The sequence below is a fragment of the Spirosoma taeanense genome (assembly GCF_013127955.1).
Taxonomy (GTDB): Bacteria; Bacteroidota; Bacteroidia; order Cytophagales; family Spirosomataceae; genus Spirosoma; species Spirosoma taeanense.
The window spans coordinates 4862595-4878222 of the sequence record NZ_CP053435.1 but is presented as its reverse complement, the minus strand read 5'-3'; the positions used below and the strand labels follow the sequence as shown (position 1 = coordinate 4878222).

Annotated in this window: 12 protein-coding genes; 7 read left to right on the top strand and 5 right to left on the bottom strand. The window is 51.7% G+C overall.

The window, feature by feature from the left end; genetic code table 11:
- The first annotated feature begins 215 nt into the window (after positions 1 to 215).
- Entirely contained in the window at positions 216 to 1493 is a 1278-nt protein-coding gene (locus tag HNV11_RS20255; RefSeq protein WP_171741395.1) for an OmpA family protein, read from the top strand.
- Between the two features lie 81 nt (positions 1494 to 1574).
- Entirely contained in the window at positions 1575 to 2237 is a 663-nt protein-coding gene (locus HNV11_RS20250; RefSeq protein ID WP_171741394.1) for an endonuclease III domain-containing protein, read from the top strand.
- A 27-nt stretch (positions 2238 to 2264) separates the two neighbouring features.
- On the opposite strand, the gene HNV11_RS20245 is transcribed toward HNV11_RS20250, so the two are convergent.
- The 4 genes from HNV11_RS20245 to treS form a co-directional block, all read right to left on the bottom strand.
- Positions 2265 to 2804 carry a DUF4468 domain-containing protein gene (locus HNV11_RS20245; RefSeq protein WP_171741393.1) on the bottom strand — a complete coding sequence of 180 codons (540 nt, stop codon included), beginning with the start codon at positions 2802 to 2804 and terminating at the stop codon, positions 2265 to 2267.
- Between the two features lie 180 nt (positions 2805 to 2984).
- On the bottom strand, positions 2985 to 3146 hold the full coding sequence (locus HNV11_RS20240) for a lmo0937 family membrane protein (RefSeq protein ID WP_171741392.1): 162 nt from the start codon (positions 3144 to 3146) through the stop codon (positions 2985 to 2987).
- Positions 3147 to 3449: 303 nt separating this feature from the next.
- Positions 3450 to 4373 carry a sterol desaturase family protein gene (locus tag HNV11_RS20235; protein WP_171741391.1) on the bottom strand — a complete coding sequence of 308 codons (924 nt, stop codon included), beginning with the start codon at positions 4371 to 4373 and terminating at the stop codon, positions 3450 to 3452.
- 331 nt (positions 4374 to 4704) lie between these two features.
- The gene (treS, locus tag HNV11_RS20230) at positions 4705 to 8016 is read right to left on the bottom strand and encodes a maltose alpha-D-glucosyltransferase (protein WP_171741390.1); all 3312 of its coding nucleotides are present in this window, start codon (positions 8014 to 8016) and stop codon (positions 4705 to 4707) included.
- A gap of 306 nt (positions 8017 to 8322) precedes the next feature.
- Here treS and HNV11_RS20225 point away from each other — a divergent pair, with 306 nt between their 5' ends.
- The 3 genes from HNV11_RS20225 to HNV11_RS20215 all read left to right on the top strand — a co-directional run bounded on the left by HNV11_RS20225 (position 8323) and on the right by HNV11_RS20215 (position 11792).
- Positions 8323 to 10539 (top strand): bifunctional alpha,alpha-trehalose-phosphate synthase (UDP-forming)/trehalose-phosphatase, encoded by a 2217-nt coding sequence (locus tag HNV11_RS20225; RefSeq protein WP_171741389.1) that lies wholly within the window; start codon positions 8323 to 8325, stop codon positions 10537 to 10539.
- A 142-nt stretch (positions 10540 to 10681) separates the two neighbouring features.
- Positions 10682 to 11359, top strand: a complete 678-nt coding sequence (locus HNV11_RS20220; RefSeq protein ID WP_171741388.1) for a response regulator — start codon at positions 10682 to 10684, stop codon at positions 11357 to 11359.
- Between the two features lie 217 nt (positions 11360 to 11576).
- Positions 11577 to 11792, top strand: a complete 216-nt coding sequence (locus tag HNV11_RS20215) for a hypothetical protein (RefSeq protein ID WP_171741387.1) — start codon at positions 11577 to 11579, stop codon at positions 11790 to 11792.
- Between the two features lie 30 nt (positions 11793 to 11822).
- On the opposite strand, the gene HNV11_RS20210 is transcribed toward HNV11_RS20215, so the two are convergent.
- Positions 11823 to 13217 (bottom strand): TIGR00341 family protein, encoded by a 1395-nt coding sequence (locus HNV11_RS20210; protein WP_171741386.1) that lies wholly within the window; start codon positions 13215 to 13217, stop codon positions 11823 to 11825.
- An 85-nt stretch (positions 13218 to 13302) separates the two neighbouring features.
- Between HNV11_RS20210 and HNV11_RS20205 the strand changes: the two genes are divergently transcribed.
- Complete coding sequence (locus tag HNV11_RS20205; protein WP_171741385.1) at positions 13303 to 14547, top strand: cation:proton antiporter; 1245 nt, start codon at positions 13303 to 13305, stop codon at positions 14545 to 14547.
- 132 nt (positions 14548 to 14679) lie between these two features.
- Positions 14680 to 15600 carry a coiled-coil domain-containing protein gene (locus HNV11_RS20200; protein ID WP_171741384.1) on the top strand — a complete coding sequence of 307 codons (921 nt, stop codon included), beginning with the start codon at positions 14680 to 14682 and terminating at the stop codon, positions 15598 to 15600.
- The last annotated feature ends 28 nt before the right edge of the window (positions 15601 to 15628 follow it).

The following is a 15628-nucleotide window of genomic DNA, read 5'->3' as shown; positions in this document are numbered from 1 at the left end:
GTCTAGCTGCTTAAGAGCAGTCGTCGGATGTCTTTCGGGATAGCTGACGACTGCTTTTTTTGTGGCCTGCCAATTCCTGAATATAAAAAGACGCCAGTACGATGCAGCAGTAGTACAGTTCGTAGATAGCGGGTTTGAACGGCCGTTAATTAAACCCTAAACTACTCGGCATGGTCAAACGTTTATAAGGGGAATCTCTCCTGTAAACAACGACCATGAACTGCCGACTACTTCTTCTCTTTTGTCTGTTACTGACTGCGCTGGGGCTACAGGCACAGGTTCAGTACACGACCGAAAATCCCCGCGTTGACGATGTCAACGACCGTGACGTAACGATCCGGCGTGTGGAGCTGACCGAACAGTACACGATCATTTACATGAAGTTTGAAGCGAAAGGCATGGGGTCGATGGGGCGTTCGTGGCCTTTCCCGATTCCTATGCCAAACGGCGGGCGGGGCAGTCAGATTGATGTAAGCAGTCACATCGGCTTTCAGCCTGCATCCCGGCTTTACGTTAACCAGGGCGAGCGATCCTATAAATTCATCAGAGCTGAAAATATCCCGGCCGAAACCCGTCGGCGGGTAGAGCCCGGCGAGCGCGTTGATTTCATAGCCTACTTTGAGCGCATTGACCCTGGCTATACGGTGTTTGATCTGTTTGAGTGCAAAGACGGGAACGGCTACGTCTGTTTCAACTTCTGGGGCGTTCATATCATCAATCCGGCCCGCAAGGACACCTACTCGCAGCGAACGCCAAAGCCCAAGCCACCGGTTCAGGCCAAACCCCGCTATACGCCCCGCACAACACCCGGCGTCGGAACGCCTGATGAAACGCCTGCCCGGCCGGAAGCAGAAACCGCTCCGGCAGCATCTATAGCGATCAACGGCATTACGCGGGATGCCCGTACCAAAAAACCAATAACGGCCACCGTTACGTACCGACTGATATCCGGCGCAGAGGCTACGGGCGATGATCCCGGCGATTCGGTCCGCAGTGTCAGCCCAGCCGGAAAATACACGATACCTATTGACCGCCGGGGCGTTTATGCCGTAACGGCTTCTGCTAAGGGCTATTTCAGCCAGAGCGATACGCTGACGACTAACCGTGTTGACGTTATGCGTGATTTTAACCTGGTTCCTATTGAGACCGGCGCGAAAATTACCCTCCGGAATATCTACTTCAATGCGTCCAAATTTGATCTTAAACCAGAGTCATTTCCGGAACTCGACCGGCTCGTTGAAGTCATGCAGGAGAACTCGACCATGAATATCCGGCTGGAAGGTCATACCGATACCGTCGGTGATTTTGACGCCAACGTTGAACTGTCGCGGAACCGCGTTAATGAAGTAAAACGGTATTTGGTCTCTAAAGGAATCAGCGCCGGTCGGATTGAAACCGTTGGCTACGGCCCGTCTCGGCCCATTAATACGAATAAAAGTTTGAAAGAGCGACCCGAGAACCGGCGCGTGGAGATGGTTGTTGTGAAGGTGTGAAAAACCTGTTGACGTGTTTGACGTTTGTCTGTTAGGGTGTTGCCTCAATACACTCTAGTGGACAAACGTTAAACGCATTGCATGAAACCTGATTTCGACCTCGGCGTTGTTCTTGCGCATATCGAAGAAGCCATTCGGCCCTACCCAAAAGCCGCCATGTTTGACCTGGCCGAACGCGGCTATAATAGTCTGTTCGAGCAGCTGATTTCCTGCATCGTTTCCATCCGAACGCTCGACGAAACTACGATTCCGGTATCGCTGCGCTTGTTTGAAGCTGCCCGAACGCCTGAACAACTCCTCGCACTGGACATTCCGACACTAACGCAACTGCTTTACGGAACGACTTATCCCGACCAGAAAGCCTATACGTTACGGGGTATCGCCGAGCGGACCATGAACGAGTTTGGCGGGCAACTACCCGCCGATTTTGAGACACTGACGTCGCTGAAAGGGGTTGGACCAAAGTGCGCGAATCTGGCGCTGGGCGTCGCTACGGGGCAGGCGGCCATCAGCGTAGACATTCACGTTCACCGGGTCGTCAATCGCTGGGGTTATGTGCAGACAAAGCAGCCCGAGCAAACCCTGAAAGTGCTCGAAGCGCAGGTCCCGCGTAAACAGTGGGTAAGTATTAACCGCCTGCTGATGCCATTCGGTAAACACATCTGCACCGGCACGCTGCCGCATTGTTCAACCTGCCCGGTACGGCAATGGTGCGAGCAGGTAGGCGTAACCCGGCACCGCTAAGCGATCTTTGATGAGAATCTTTCCGTGCTATTTGCTGATTGGCGCCGTCATGGCCTCTTTCAGGCTCGCCAGGGTAGCGCGGCAGGCTTTGTCAATCTGTTGATACAGCTCAGCCTGATCGGCCGCGATCTGTTCAACGACCTGTTTATTTTTTATCTCTCCAGTCGATGCCCGGCTTAGCTCGTCGACAGTTGGGCTGGTAGCCTGAACAGGTAACGAAAGACCATCGCCTTCGGCAACCAGATCGGTTAGCGTTGCCCGATAGCGGCCAATTCTGGCTTCGACCGTGAGCGTGTACCTAACCAAACGTTTCCCAAAGGGGAAGGCCGACCGAACGAACAGAATCCCGTGCCGGTCGTCGTATTGCCGTTCGGCGTTGGTGCCAGCTTTATAATGTTGCTCGTCCCACGAACGAATCTGGTTGTAAACCTGACGGGCTGGCCGGGTGGCATCCGGCAAACGAACAATTTCCTGATACTGAACCTGACCATCAGGACTGGTTGGCAGGCGCATCTGCGCCAGTACAGTGGTTGAAAATAGGAATAGAACTGAAAGAAGCTTTTTCATACAGATAAACCTGGCCGCCTGGTAGCCGGTGAGCGGTTTCAGAACGGAGTAGAGCACTCAGGTAAGGCCAAAAATATCTAAATTCGGCGAAACAGTTTGCATCATCCGGACTCAGGAGTGCAGTTAACAGAAAAGCCAGCTCATGTGAGCTGGCTTCAATTTTTTCGATACGATCGCCTGTCAAACACCCCTGCCCTGAATCAGACGTAGGATAATCATGATTACGGCGATTACCAGTAATACGTGAATAATTCCGCCAAGGCCAAAGCTATTGAAGCCTAAAAAACCCAGTAGCCAAATGATGATCAGCACTACTGCGATTGTATACAGAAGATTGCCCATAACTGTGTTTTTTATCGTTGAAATTAGGTGTACTGCAGCTTATAACTGTGGCTATTGGAATATGTTATGGAATATGATTTTATATCGGTAATAATACGTGCTTTTGCAAGGCAACCCCCTGTTTATCAGAAATGTTACGATAGGCGTGTAGCTTTGCTGTTGCCCGAAATAATGTAGTAGACCAGGGTCTAACAACTACTTTATACTCACAGTGCCATAAAAAAAGCAGGGATAATTGGCTATAATACCGCCAGTTATCCCTGATTTGACAATTAATTCTGGGTAATAAACAACCAGAACTTCCTAGTCTGCTATTACAGCTTCTTTGTTTAGCTTCTGCTGTTTTTCTTCCGCTATTTTTATTGGGCTGCCGAAGATAAAAAACAATTTTCGGCGGAAACCTCTGGCCGCTTTTACGTCGCGGATAATGTCGGCTACCTCGTGAAAATTGATCATGAACGGGTTTGCCTTCTGGGTAATATTGGTGGTTATGCCATAGATAGGCGGCTCTTCTTCGGGCTGGTAGGTACCGAAAATCCGATCCCAGACAATGAACGTAGCCCCGAAATTCCGGTCAATATATTTTGGCTGCGAACCGTGGTGGACGCGGTGATTGGAGGGCGTTGCAAAGATAAACTCTACCCACTTCGGTAAACGACGAATGTATTCGGTATGCACCCAGAATTGGAAAAGTACGGCAACCTGGTTGGTTGTGAAGAACACAACCGGGTGAAAGCCAATCAGGGCAACCGGCAGGAAAAATATTGTTTTCAGGTTCTGAATCCAGCTCAGCCGGAAGGAAACCGTAAGGTTATAATGCTCGCCCGAATGGTGCACAACGTGCGTAGCCCACCAGAACCGCTGTTCGTGCGACACGCGGTGCGCCCAGTAGCTGCAGAAATCAAAAATTATGTAGCAGGGAATAAAGGTCCACCACTGCAGCGACATCCGCCACGGTAGCTGATTGTATAGCCAGACGGTAGCGTATAGAAGCGCAAACTTGATGGACGCCCCGACTACCAGCGATCCCAGCCCAACCAGAATTGAACCGATTGTTTCCCGCTTCTCGTAAAACGGGTGCTCCTGTTTAAAGGTGATAAACATTTCCAGAGCGGTAAACAGGAGCATCACGGGAACCGCCCACAGAATCAGGTTGGGAGCTGATTGTTCAATCGTTGACAGGTTCTCTAATGAAATTTCTGGGGCACCGAAAAGAGGTTCATTCATGAATAGTTGGTAATTGATAAAAAGCTGACGAAAGAGCAGCGATACTGTACCGAGCTCCTGTTGGCTACCCATTGTCCCGGGTTGGGTTCTGGCCGCCCATGTAATGCACGGAAATCAATATGTCCTCTTCTCCGTAAAAGAATTTATTCCGGGTTAGAACTGGCTTATAGAAATCTTAAAATTTACTTAGAAAACAGGCCAGTCCAGAGCCGTTTATAGACTGTATGGCCTGTTTTCTAAACGATTACAAAGCTTTATAGATGAAGAATCTGAAATAAGTGTTAATTGCTAATTAAGATAAGTATCTGATTTACAGAGGAAATTGCCAGGCCTATCGACCAAGGATTGATTTAATGATTTGCAACGGTGCCCGTACTCTATCGGGATGGTGGCTAAGATCATCATTTAAATCCAGAAAAGCCTTCTCCAGCAGGTAGGTTTCCAGCATCATCTGCAAATCGGTCTGGTTCGGAATGAAAACGCTGTTCTGAACCGTTTGTAGATAAGCCTTCAGGAAAAAGCCGCTCATATAGTGCGCCCAGAAATCAGCGAACGGCAGGAGCCGCAGGGTTTCGTCGGCAGGCACCTGATTATTCTGCAGGAAGCCCTCGTAGGCTACGTAATAAAACGAGCGGATCATGGCGGCAACGTCGCGCAGCGGAGAACGTTTCAGCCGCCGTTCGCTGTAACTGCGTCGCGGATCGCCACCAAAATCCTGAATGGCAAGATCCTTACCGGTAAACAGAATCTTTTCCAGCCGCAGATCGCCATGAATACGAATTTTAGCCGTATCGAGCTTCTTGCTGTAGATGCGTTTGAGGGTGGTCAGAATCTCGTCTTTACGGTCGGATAACTGCTCGGCGTCCTGCCGCACATCATCGGGAAGCCGTTGCCGATTTTTGTGCAGGTTCTGGTAGGCTTCGCGAACCAGCGACTGCATACCCGAAAATAGCGATCGCTGGTAATGGAGCGAGAAGGCTTCCGGCGTAAAATCTTTTACGTCGTCGCCAGCCGCCAGCGCCAGATGCATTTCGCCTAACCGCACACCCATCAGCCGTGCCTGCTCCGCCCGAACGCCCAGCAATTCCTGTTTATCGGCCGACAACTCTTCAAAACCAACCGGCTCAGAAAGGAGCCCTTTGCGGTCAGTGGCATCCAGCTGAGCCTGATCCCGCGCCAGAATCCGTTCAATGAAGTTGTTGATCCGCTCCAGCATGAAGCTGTGACCGTCGCCGTGATTGGCCACCATGACCTGCATCATACCCAGCGTTACGGGGTGGCTGGCCGACTGAAGTTCAATGACGCCGGAGAAGGCCGGAACGTATTCGAACCCGGCGGTTTCGGACAGATACCGGTTGATTTCAACGTCGGGGTTAAGGGCCTGGTCGACCTTCCGGTATATTTTCAGCAGAAAGCAGTTATCGTAACTAATGGACGTATAGCCCTGACTTGTGGTGAGCAGTTTCGAGCGAATTTCGGGATGTTCGCGGACATAGGCGTCCAGCGCCGGGCTGCTCTGGAAAAGCACCGGGCTTCCGGTTCCGGACTGCGTCTTTCCGTCAACTATCTGGTGAAGCAGGGCCTGCTGAAATTCGGCGGTGTAGAGCGCATCGCAGAGAACGCCTTCTTCGTTACCTACATTGAGGTTAGCCAGCACAGCCTGCGGACAGTTCTCCCGCATCCGGGCGGCATGTTGGTCGCTGACGTACATCACGGGGAGCTGGTAGGTCTCGGGCAGCCCCCGTTCATACGAAACCTCAATCAGCAGTATATATACTTTCGTGTCGGCCAGCGGAATCACGCCATAGTCCGTAACGCTGACTCCGAACAGGTTCTGACCTCTGCCGCCGAACCAGTCAACGCGGGCCAGATAATCAGGCAGTATCTGGTTTTCGAGCTTTTCGCGGCTGCGGCTGTTGACCAGTTCGCTGCGATTGCGGACTTTGAGGGTGGGCAGTAACTCGCGTTCGGCCGCTTCGACATGGGTTTTCTTCAGCACAAACCACTGGTAGTCGTGCGGGGCCAACGTAAAAAAGTAAGCCCCCGTATCAGGCACGGCCGGAAACTGGTTTCGGCTGAAGGCTTCGATCAGGCTATCGCCTTTGTGTTCACTGAGGTCAATTTCTGCCGGCTGCGCGTATTTCGACAGGTTGACGACGATCAGGAGCGTTTCGTCTTCGTAGGAACGGGTAAAGGCAAGCACCTTGGGGTTCTCTACGTTCACAAACTTCAGATCTCCCCGTCCAAACGCTTTATACGTCTTGCGCAGGTTAATCATCCGCTTGGTGAACCAGAACAGCGAGGACGTATTACGTCGCTGCGTTTCCACGTTCACGGATTCGTAGTGGTATTCGGGGTCCAGAATCGTTGGCAGGTACAGCTTCTGCGGGTTCGTACTAGAGAAACCGGCGTTCCGGTCGGGGGACCACTGCATGGGCGTACGAACGCCGTCGCGGTCGCCCAGATACACGTTGTCGCCCATGCCAATTTCATCGCCGTAATACAGCACCGGCGTACCGGGCAGCGAAAACAGCAGACTGTTCAGGAGCTCGATCCGCTTGCGGTTGTTACCCATCAGCGGGGCTAGCCGGTGGCGGATACCGAGGTTGATTTTGGCTTTGGGGTCTTTGGCATACGTCTTATACATGTAATCCCGCTCTTCGTCGGTTACCATTTCGAGCGTAAGCTCGTCGTGGTTCCGCAGAAAGATGGCCCATTGACAGGTTTTGGGGATTTCGGGTGTCTGGTCGAAAATATCGGTAATCGGGTACCGGTCTTCCATCTGCAGCGCCATGAACATGCGGGGCATGACCGGAAAATGGTAATTCATGTGGCATTCGTCGCCATCACCGAAGTAGGAAGCCGAATCTTCGGGCCACATATTCGCTTCGGCCAGAAAGACGACGCCCGGATACCGGTCATCAATGTGTTTACGCAGCTTTTTGAGGAACGCGTGGGTTTCGGGCAGGTTTTCGCCGTTGGTGCCTTCCCGCTCAAACAGATACGGAACGGCATCGAGCCGGAAGCCATCGACGCCCATGTCGCACCAGTAGTCGATCATTTTGAACACCTCTTCCTGAACCAGCGGGTTGTCGTAATTGAGGTCGGGCTGGTGATGGAAAAAACGATGCCAGTAGTACTGTTGCGCTACGTTGTCCCAGGTCCAGTTGGAGACCTCGAAATCCTGGAAAATAATCCGGACGTCTTTGTATTGGGTCGGGTCGTCGGTCCAGACGTAATATTCGCGCTCGGGCGAGCCTTTGGGCGCCTTGCGGGCCCGCTGAAACCAGGGGTGCTGGTCGGAGGAGTGGTTGATAACCAGCTCGGTAATGACTTTCAGGTTTCGCTGGTGGGCTTCGTCGAGAAACCGCCTGAACTGTTCAATATTCCCGTAGGACGGGTTAATGGTGTAGTAATCGGCAATGTCGTAGCCGTCGTCGCGCAGGGGCGATGGATAGAAGGGAAGCAGCCAGATGGCTGTAACGCCCAGTTCCTGCAGATAATCCAGCTTTTCGAGCAGGCCCTGGAAGTCGCCGATTCCATCGCCGTTGCCATCCCGGAAAGCCTTGATGTGTAGTTCGTATATAATTGCATCCTTGTACCAGTGGAGATTATCGTCTAACTCAATAGTGTCTTTTGCCATGGTTGCTTCCGATTAAGGCAGTGGTTGCCAGCCGCAGTTACCCAGATGAACGACGGGGCGGCTTCAGCGTTTCTAGCTGAACCGTTTACCACTAAAGAAGTTCGGACGTCTGATGGTTGCAGGCTGAGAATCAGTCTGTAATCTGTATAGAAATTAGTCTAAGGAATATGATGACTAACTAAATAACCATAATTCCGGTGACTGGTTAGGTCTCTAAGGAGTTTCTAAGATTAGGTTAAGCCCCCTCTAAGCCGCAGCCGCGTTATTTGTTACAATACAATCCGCGTGTATTGACACGCAGTACAAATGAAAAATTCTAAATCATCATTCAAACGACTACTTATTGTTTCTTATCGTTTACCATTTACCGTAAAGCAGACGGAACAGGGTGCAGAATTAATTCAGAATTCGGGCGGTCTAGTTTCGGCTGTGCTGTCCATGGCCGAGCGGATGGGGCAGAGTCAGGAAGGCATGGCCTCTAAAATCCATTGGCTAGGCCATGGCGATGCGTCCCTCCAGCAAATTGATCCGGCTACTCTGGAAAATGATACATTCGTGGCCCATCCGGTTTTTATGGATGAGGTCGTCCATAAAGGGTTTTACGAAGGTTTCAGTAACGATTTAATCTGGCCGTTATTTCATTATTTTCCGTCCTATGCCTCGTTCCGAGAAAGCGATTTTGACCATTATCAGCAGGCCAACACGCGTTTTCTGGAAGAGCTGACCGCTTTTGTCGAGCCGGGCGATCTGGTCTGGATTCACGATTTTCAACTGATGTTACTGCCCGATATGCTGCGGCAGGCCATGCCCAACATAACAATCGGTTATTTTTTCCATATCCCCTTCCCGTCTTACGAAATCATCAAACTATTGCCGCGCACCTGGCGTCAGGCGTTGGTTAGGGGAATACTGGGCGCTGATATTGTAGGCTTCCATACTGTCGATTACGTGCAGTATTTCATGCAGAGCGTATCGGAGGTAACGAACCTGCCCATTATTGGTCAGCGGATTGTGTTACCCGACCGATCGGTGGTGGTGCGGGATTTTCCGATTAGCATTGATTTTAACAAGTTTAATCTGACCGGGCAGGAAACCGACGTGGTCGAAACCCGGCAGCATTACCAGAACCTGCTCCGGAACAACAAAATTATCTTCTCGGTCGATCGACTCGATTATACAAAAGGAATTACCTACCGCCTACAAGGCTACGAGCGGTTCCTGCTCCAGAATCCCGACTGGCACGACAAGGTTACGTTTGTGATTACGGTTGTTCCATCGCGGGATAAAATTGGGCATTACCAGGAAATCAAGCGGGAAATTGAAGAGACAGTTGGCCGCATTAACGGCCTGTTTGGTACCATTGGCTGGCGGCCCATTGTGTATTCCTACACATCGCTGACCTTCACCGAGCTGATGGCTTTATATACCGGCTGCGATATTGCTCTTATTACGCCCATCCGCGATGGCATGAATCTGGTCTGCAAGGAGTTTGTCGCCAGCCGGCAGGACCTGCACGGGGTGTTGATTCTGAGCGAACTGGCCGGTGCCGCCCAGGAACTGAAAGAGGCCGTAATCATTAATCCTACCGACACGCAGGAAGTGGCCGATGCTATTAAACAGGGCCTGAACATGAGTCCGCAGGAGCAGGAACGACGCTTACTGAGCATGCGGACGCATCTGCAGAATCACAATGTTTTCCGGTGGAGCAGCGAATTTCTCACCGCTTTCGACGATGTGTTAAGTAATCAACCTGATATGGAAACCGACTTACCCGTACAACCGTTTATTCACGCCTTTGGTGAAGCCCGTCAGCGCCTGCTGCTGTTCGATTTCGACGGAACCCTAGCCCCTATTGTCAACGATCCGGCCGAAGCGCGTCCGTCCGAAACGCTGAAAAAGGCCTTGTATCAGTTAGCCGAGAACAGCGATCTGGTGGTTATCAGTGGTCGAAACCGATCCTTTCTGGAAAAAATATTCGACGGTATTCCGGTTTACCTGGTCGCCGAGCACGGTGCCTTTCTGAAAAAGCCCGACCAGGACTGGGAACGGCTCGATTTGTCGGCGGGCGACTGGGTTGAGCCAGCCCGGTCCGTGATGAACCAGTATGTAGAGCGGTTTGAAGGTTCGTTCATCGAAGAAAAAGAAACCGCTATCGTCTGGCACTATCGGAAGGTTGAGGCCGATGACATCGAAACGCAGGCTGTCGAACTGGCTACGCAGCTGCGGGGGGGAGCCTTTTCAATTCCGCTGACCGTTATCCAGGGCAGTAAAGTCATTGAGGTTAAACCCGCTCAGCATAGCAAAGGCACCGTAGCGCTCAACATCTTCGAGCAAACGCCCTATGACTTTATTGTGAGCATTGGCGACGATACTACCGACGAGGATATGTTCCGGCAGTTGCCAAACTGGGCCTACACCGTAAAAGTAGGGGCGGGGGTATCCAATGCACGCTACCGGTTAGCCCGGCAACAGGATGTAGAAACCCTCCTGCAGCGAATGAGCGAAGCGCTGATTGAAGTCTGAAGCTACTAAGCACGGCAGCAAAACCTTACTCTCCATTCGGAAGCAAATGTCGGGTAGGCGGCTATTCGCTGTCTGGTGGCCGACTGCCCTCTATATGCTTAGACTGAACCAATGATCCAGTAACGCATCCTGGCTTACCGCTATGAAACTCCTGGTTGTTGAAGACGAGCCGAAAACACTGCAGGCAATCCAGCAGGGGCTGGAAGAAAGCCAGTTTGAGGTCGACATCGCCTATGATGGACTGATTGCGAAGCGGCTCGCGCTCAAGAATGATTATGCCGCCATTATCACCGATCTGGTGCTGCCCGGCCTGAATGGCTACGAACTCTGCCGACAGTTGCGGGCCGAGGGCTTAACCACGCCCCTGCTTATCCTGACGGCATTAAGCGGTACAGACGACGTAGTGACGGGGTTCGACGCCGGAGCCGATCAATACCTGACCAAACCGTTTCAATTCGGCGAATTGCTCGCCCGTGTGCGTTCGCTGACCAAGCGAAACCGGCAGGTAGCCATTACCGCCCAGATTCTACGCTATGGCGGTGTGGAGATAAACCTGGATGCCAAAACCGTAACGCGCGACGGGCGGGCAATTGACCTGACAGCGCGCGAATTTGCCCTACTGCAGTTTCTGATGCACAATAAAGGACGGGTGCTGTCGAAGCCGGAAATTGCCGAGCATGTATGGGATATAAACTTCGATACGGGCACCAACGTCGTGGAGGTGTATATCAACTACCTACGGAAAAAAATGGATAAAGACTTCCCGCAGAAATTAATTCATACCCATTTTGGTATGGGCTATATGTTCAGGGAAGAGTAACCGGGTTTGAAAGTGGATATAGTCTTTCGCTGATGAACGTGATTTGCGGGTGATTATGGAGCCCCGACGTATAAGACTGGCCGTTTCAGCCGGCCCTACGACAAACCGTTAGTTGCAGCCTGGTCAACTGTAGAGATTCTAAGCAGATTCTAAGGAGTTTATCAGCGAAAATTAAGTCGCTGTTAACATCTTTGGCTAAGAAAAAACCCACCAGACTATGACCTACCAAGCACTGATTTATTTATATACCTCGTTTATTTTGCCTGGCTCCGTCAGTCAGTCCGATCCATCGCCAGTGTTGAGCCGCATGAATCGCCCGCCCGGCGATAAACCGCCCCGTAAGCCCGACTGGCTCCTGATTCTGGTCGCTATTCTTTCCCTGATTACGCTATTTATTGCCTGGCTGGTTGATATTCCCGGTTTACTGCGGTAGGCCGGGAATATCTGTCTGGGCAGGCTTGTTTTAATCAACCAGCAATTTGATCCGTTTGCTTTTCGTGCGGCTCTGCAGCCACCTCTGGATCCGGTATCGCTCGGCGGCCGTATGCCGCCGGGAGAACTTGGCATAAACCAGCAGGACGGTATCTGGCTTTGGGCTGTTTCCGCTCATGACCAGCGACTGGGCTGCGGTGAAGGTTTGCACGTCGGGCATCAGCGTTTTCAGCTCATTTCGCAGATCAGCGACCGGAATATTGGTGTTTTGCGTAATATCAAGCTGTCGGCGGAGGGAGTCAATGATCTGATCTTTCTGGGCAATCGACGACTGGCTGTATTTAATTACCTGATCGGTCACCGTGTTCGTAATGGCATCAACGTCTACTTCGGCGTCCTTGAAGCTTCCCTGTTTGATAACAAGCTGCGAATCTTCCAGACCATAGGCTGGCATTTTGGAGCGCAGTAAGTTAATAGAATCCGCTGGTAGCGGTTCACCCACCAGAGTCAGTTCCAGTTTACTCTGCCGACGGCTGAAGCGAGCCGCGTAATTGATTACCTGCCGGTACTGGAAATTACATTCATTGGCAACAAAACGCTTGGCAGCCTGTTCAAAGATAGTCTTCCGAACAATCTGATAACCGAGGTAACTGCTGGGAACCACCACCACCAGCACGGCCAGCCAGATGGTGTGCCGCACCCGGCGCTCTATCTCAGGCGTAGGATACTCTTTCTGGTGGTAACCCAGAAAACGCACAATAAGATAGGTCGCCAGACTGATACAAACGCTGTTGATGAGAAACAGGTAGAATGCACCGGCAAAGTAATACAGGTTACCCGTCGAAAGCCCGTAACCGGCCGTGCAGAGGGGCGGCATAAGAGCCGTGGCGATGGCCACCCCTGGAATTACGTTGGTTATTTTATCCCGGCGCGAACCGGCCACAATACCCGACAGACCGCCGAAAAAAGCAATAAAAGCATCCCAGACGGTTGGCGACGTACGGGCCAGCAACTCAGATTGAGCGATATGCAGCGGACTAACCAAAAAGTAAACAGTTGATGTCAATAGACTGATGAAACACGCAATCGCCAGGTTTTTGAGCGACTGCTGAATGAGGGTCAGGTCATTGATGCCAATGCCTAGCCCGACGCCCATAATCGGGCCCATCAACGGCGATATAAGCATGGCTCCGATAATAACGGCCGTGGAGTTAACATTTAAACCAATTGACGCAATGAAAATGGCGAAAATGAGTGTCCATAAATTAACCCCTTTAAACTCAATGCCCCGGCTGATGGATTGAATAATGGCGGCTTCTTCTTCCTTATCTTCTTCCAGACTAAAGCGGTCCCGCAGAAAAGCGCCGAAACGAGCCAGTGGGTCTGGTGGTTTGGTGCGGGGTAGGTTAGGGTCGTTAACAATCATAATAGGTAAAGGAGTTACGTCTGTATTAACGGCAGTACGTATTTCTCGATGAATTTAGTGCAATCTTATCTAATTCTTTTTCTACATGGATTTATTTACGCTCACTACACTCCTGCTTGTCATAGCGGCCTTGTTTGCCTACCTGAATACCCGGCTGCTAAAACTCCCCGACGCCATTGGAGTCATGGTGCTGTCACTCCTGTTTTCACTAATACTGATTGCGCTCAATGCAACCATACCTTCCTGGTTCAAGCTGATCCGGGAGTCAGTTGCCCAGATTGATTTCGGCTGGCTGCTGTTCGACGTGATGCTCAGTTTCCTGCTGTTTGCCGGGGCATTCCACACCGATGCGGCCCAGCTACGGGTCGAGCGCCGGTCGGTGATGCTGTTTGCACTAGTGGGCATAATGCTGAGCACGGGGCTGGTGGGCACCGGACTCTACTACATAGCGGGTGGGTTAGGCTTTCCCCTGCCCTATATGCTCTGCCTGTTGTTTGGCGCCTTAATTTCACCCACCGATCCGATTGCCGTGCTGGGAATTCTGGCAAAATTCAAACTGCCCGAAAGCGTAAAGCTCAATATTGTGGGCGAGTCGCTATTCAACGATGGGGTGGGCGTAGTTGTTTTTGCCTCCATTTACCGGATCGTGGTCAACGGAGCCGATAGTATCACAGGAGGAGAGATCGCCCTTCTGTTTCTGGAAGAAGCCGGGGGCGGTATTCTGTTCGGCCTGGCGCTGGGCTACGCTATGTATTGGTTGCTACGCTCGATCAACCACTATCAAACCGAAGTCATCATTACCGTAGCGGGCGTCATGGGCGGTTATCTGCTGGCACAACGACTGCATATATCGGGGCCGCTGGCCATGGTGGTGGCTGGCCTGTTTGTTGGCGACCACGCCCGGCACGAAGCAATGAGCCGCCAGACCGAAGAATACGTCGATAAATTCTGGGAACTGATTGACAGTATCCTCAATGCGCTGCTGTTTGTGCTCATTGGCCTCGAATTATTACTCATTGATTTTCAGTCGGCCTACTGGGTAATCTGTATTGCGTCGGTGTTGCTGGTCCTGACAGCCCGATTTATTGCCATCTGGGTTCCGTTCCGCCTGGCCCGGCGCTGGCTTGACCTCGACGATAAAGCGCCGATCATGCTGACCTGGGGTGGTTTACGGGGTGGGTTGTCCATCGCCATGGCCCTGTCGATTCCGAATGAACTGCCGCATAAAGACCTGATCGTGACGATTACCTACGCTGTGGTCTTGTTCTCGGTTATCGGCCAGGGGCTAACAATGGAGCGCCTTATCCGGCGGCTATATCCGAATAATTGAGGGCCTGCGCGCTGGTTATTTATTTAATAATGAACACCCTCTAAGCAAATTTTAAGTTTTCCTTAAGCCCCTGTTAAAGGCACCAGGTAAGTTTGGGTCATAGTGAATTGATCAACTAACCGAACCTGCGTTATGGAAAACAATGAACAAAGAGGAAACGTATACCTGGGTATCGTCAGCGGCCTGATGGCCCTGTTTCTGGTCGGGAGTATTTATTTCTGGCAGCGAAACCAGACGCTGACCCGGCAGAATAACGACGCTGAGCAGCGGGCTGACTCGCTGCTGGCGGTCAAAATCCGGCTGGAAGGCGATATCAGGACTTTGCAGAACCAGATTGAAACATCTACGGGTGAGAAGGCTTCCCTCGACAAACGCCTAACCGACCTCCAGGGGCTGATCGTCAGCCGGGACCGCATTGTGCGTGAACTTCGGCAGGGCAACCTGGGTCGGACCCGCACCATCCGGGACCTGAACCATAACATTGCCGGATTGCAGACAGTACGCGATAGCCTGGAAAACCAGATGGTGGCCGTGAATGATAAAATCTCGTGGCTAACGGATTCCAACAGCCTGCTGACCAGCCAGAATAAGGAGCTGCAGCAGAACGTGACCGCCCTTAATGCAACGCTGCTTACAATGGTACCACGCTCGGCCGTAACAGCTGACGCCTTCCGGGTGGAAGCTGAGAAGCGCAATAAGAAAGAAACCGCCAAAGCCAAGAAGGTGCATACCCTACTGGTTTCTCTGAACGTACCGGGCGAACTTGATCTAAACGGTATGCAGGAAGTGTACCTGAGTCTGAAAGACGAGAATCAGAACAATATGATGCCGCCACTCCGGACCACGACTATCTCGCTGGCCGACGTAAACGAGATCATACCGGTTCATGCCGTGCAGAACGTAAACTTCGGGCGTAGTCCGCAACGAATTACGTTCAGCATCACGCCATCCGACGACATCAAGCCTGGTTTGTATCGGGCCTTCGTGTTCACGAAAGATGCTTATCTGGGTTCGGTTGAATTTCAGTTCCGGGACAGCTTCTGGTTTTTTTAATGGATTAGATCGAGCGCGTGTGACGTAA

Bases quoted from the DNA above. Each gene is read 5' to 3' on its own strand.
- HNV11_RS20250 (WP_171741394.1), top strand. From the start codon at position 1,575: ATGAAACCTGATTTCGACCTCGGCGTTGTTCTTGCGCATATCGAAGAA.
- treS (WP_171741390.1), bottom strand. From the start codon at position 8,016: ATGGCAAAAGACACTATTGAGTTAGACGATAATCTCCACTGGTACAAG.
- HNV11_RS20255 (WP_171741395.1), top strand. From the start codon at position 216: ATGAACTGCCGACTACTTCTTCTCTTTTGTCTGTTACTGACTGCGCTG.
- HNV11_RS20245 (WP_171741393.1), bottom strand. From the start codon at position 2,804: ATGAAAAAGCTTCTTTCAGTTCTATTCCTATTTTCAACCACTGTACTG.
- HNV11_RS20205 (WP_171741385.1), top strand. From the start codon at position 13,303: ATGGATTTATTTACGCTCACTACACTCCTGCTTGTCATAGCGGCCTTG.
- HNV11_RS20210 (WP_171741386.1), bottom strand. From the start codon at position 13,217: ATGATTGTTAACGACCCTAACCTACCCCGCACCAAACCACCAGACCCA.
- HNV11_RS20200 (WP_171741384.1), top strand. From the start codon at position 14,680: ATGGAAAACAATGAACAAAGAGGAAACGTATACCTGGGTATCGTCAGC.
- HNV11_RS20240 (WP_171741392.1), bottom strand. From the start codon at position 3,146: ATGGGCAATCTTCTGTATACAATCGCAGTAGTGCTGATCATCATTTGG.
- HNV11_RS20220 (WP_171741388.1), top strand. From the start codon at position 10,682: ATGAAACTCCTGGTTGTTGAAGACGAGCCGAAAACACTGCAGGCAATC.
- HNV11_RS20215 (WP_171741387.1), top strand. From the start codon at position 11,577: ATGACCTACCAAGCACTGATTTATTTATATACCTCGTTTATTTTGCCT.
- HNV11_RS20225 (WP_171741389.1), top strand. From the start codon at position 8,323: ATGAAAAATTCTAAATCATCATTCAAACGACTACTTATTGTTTCTTAT.
- HNV11_RS20235 (WP_171741391.1), bottom strand. From the start codon at position 4,373: ATGAATGAACCTCTTTTCGGTGCCCCAGAAATTTCATTAGAGAACCTG.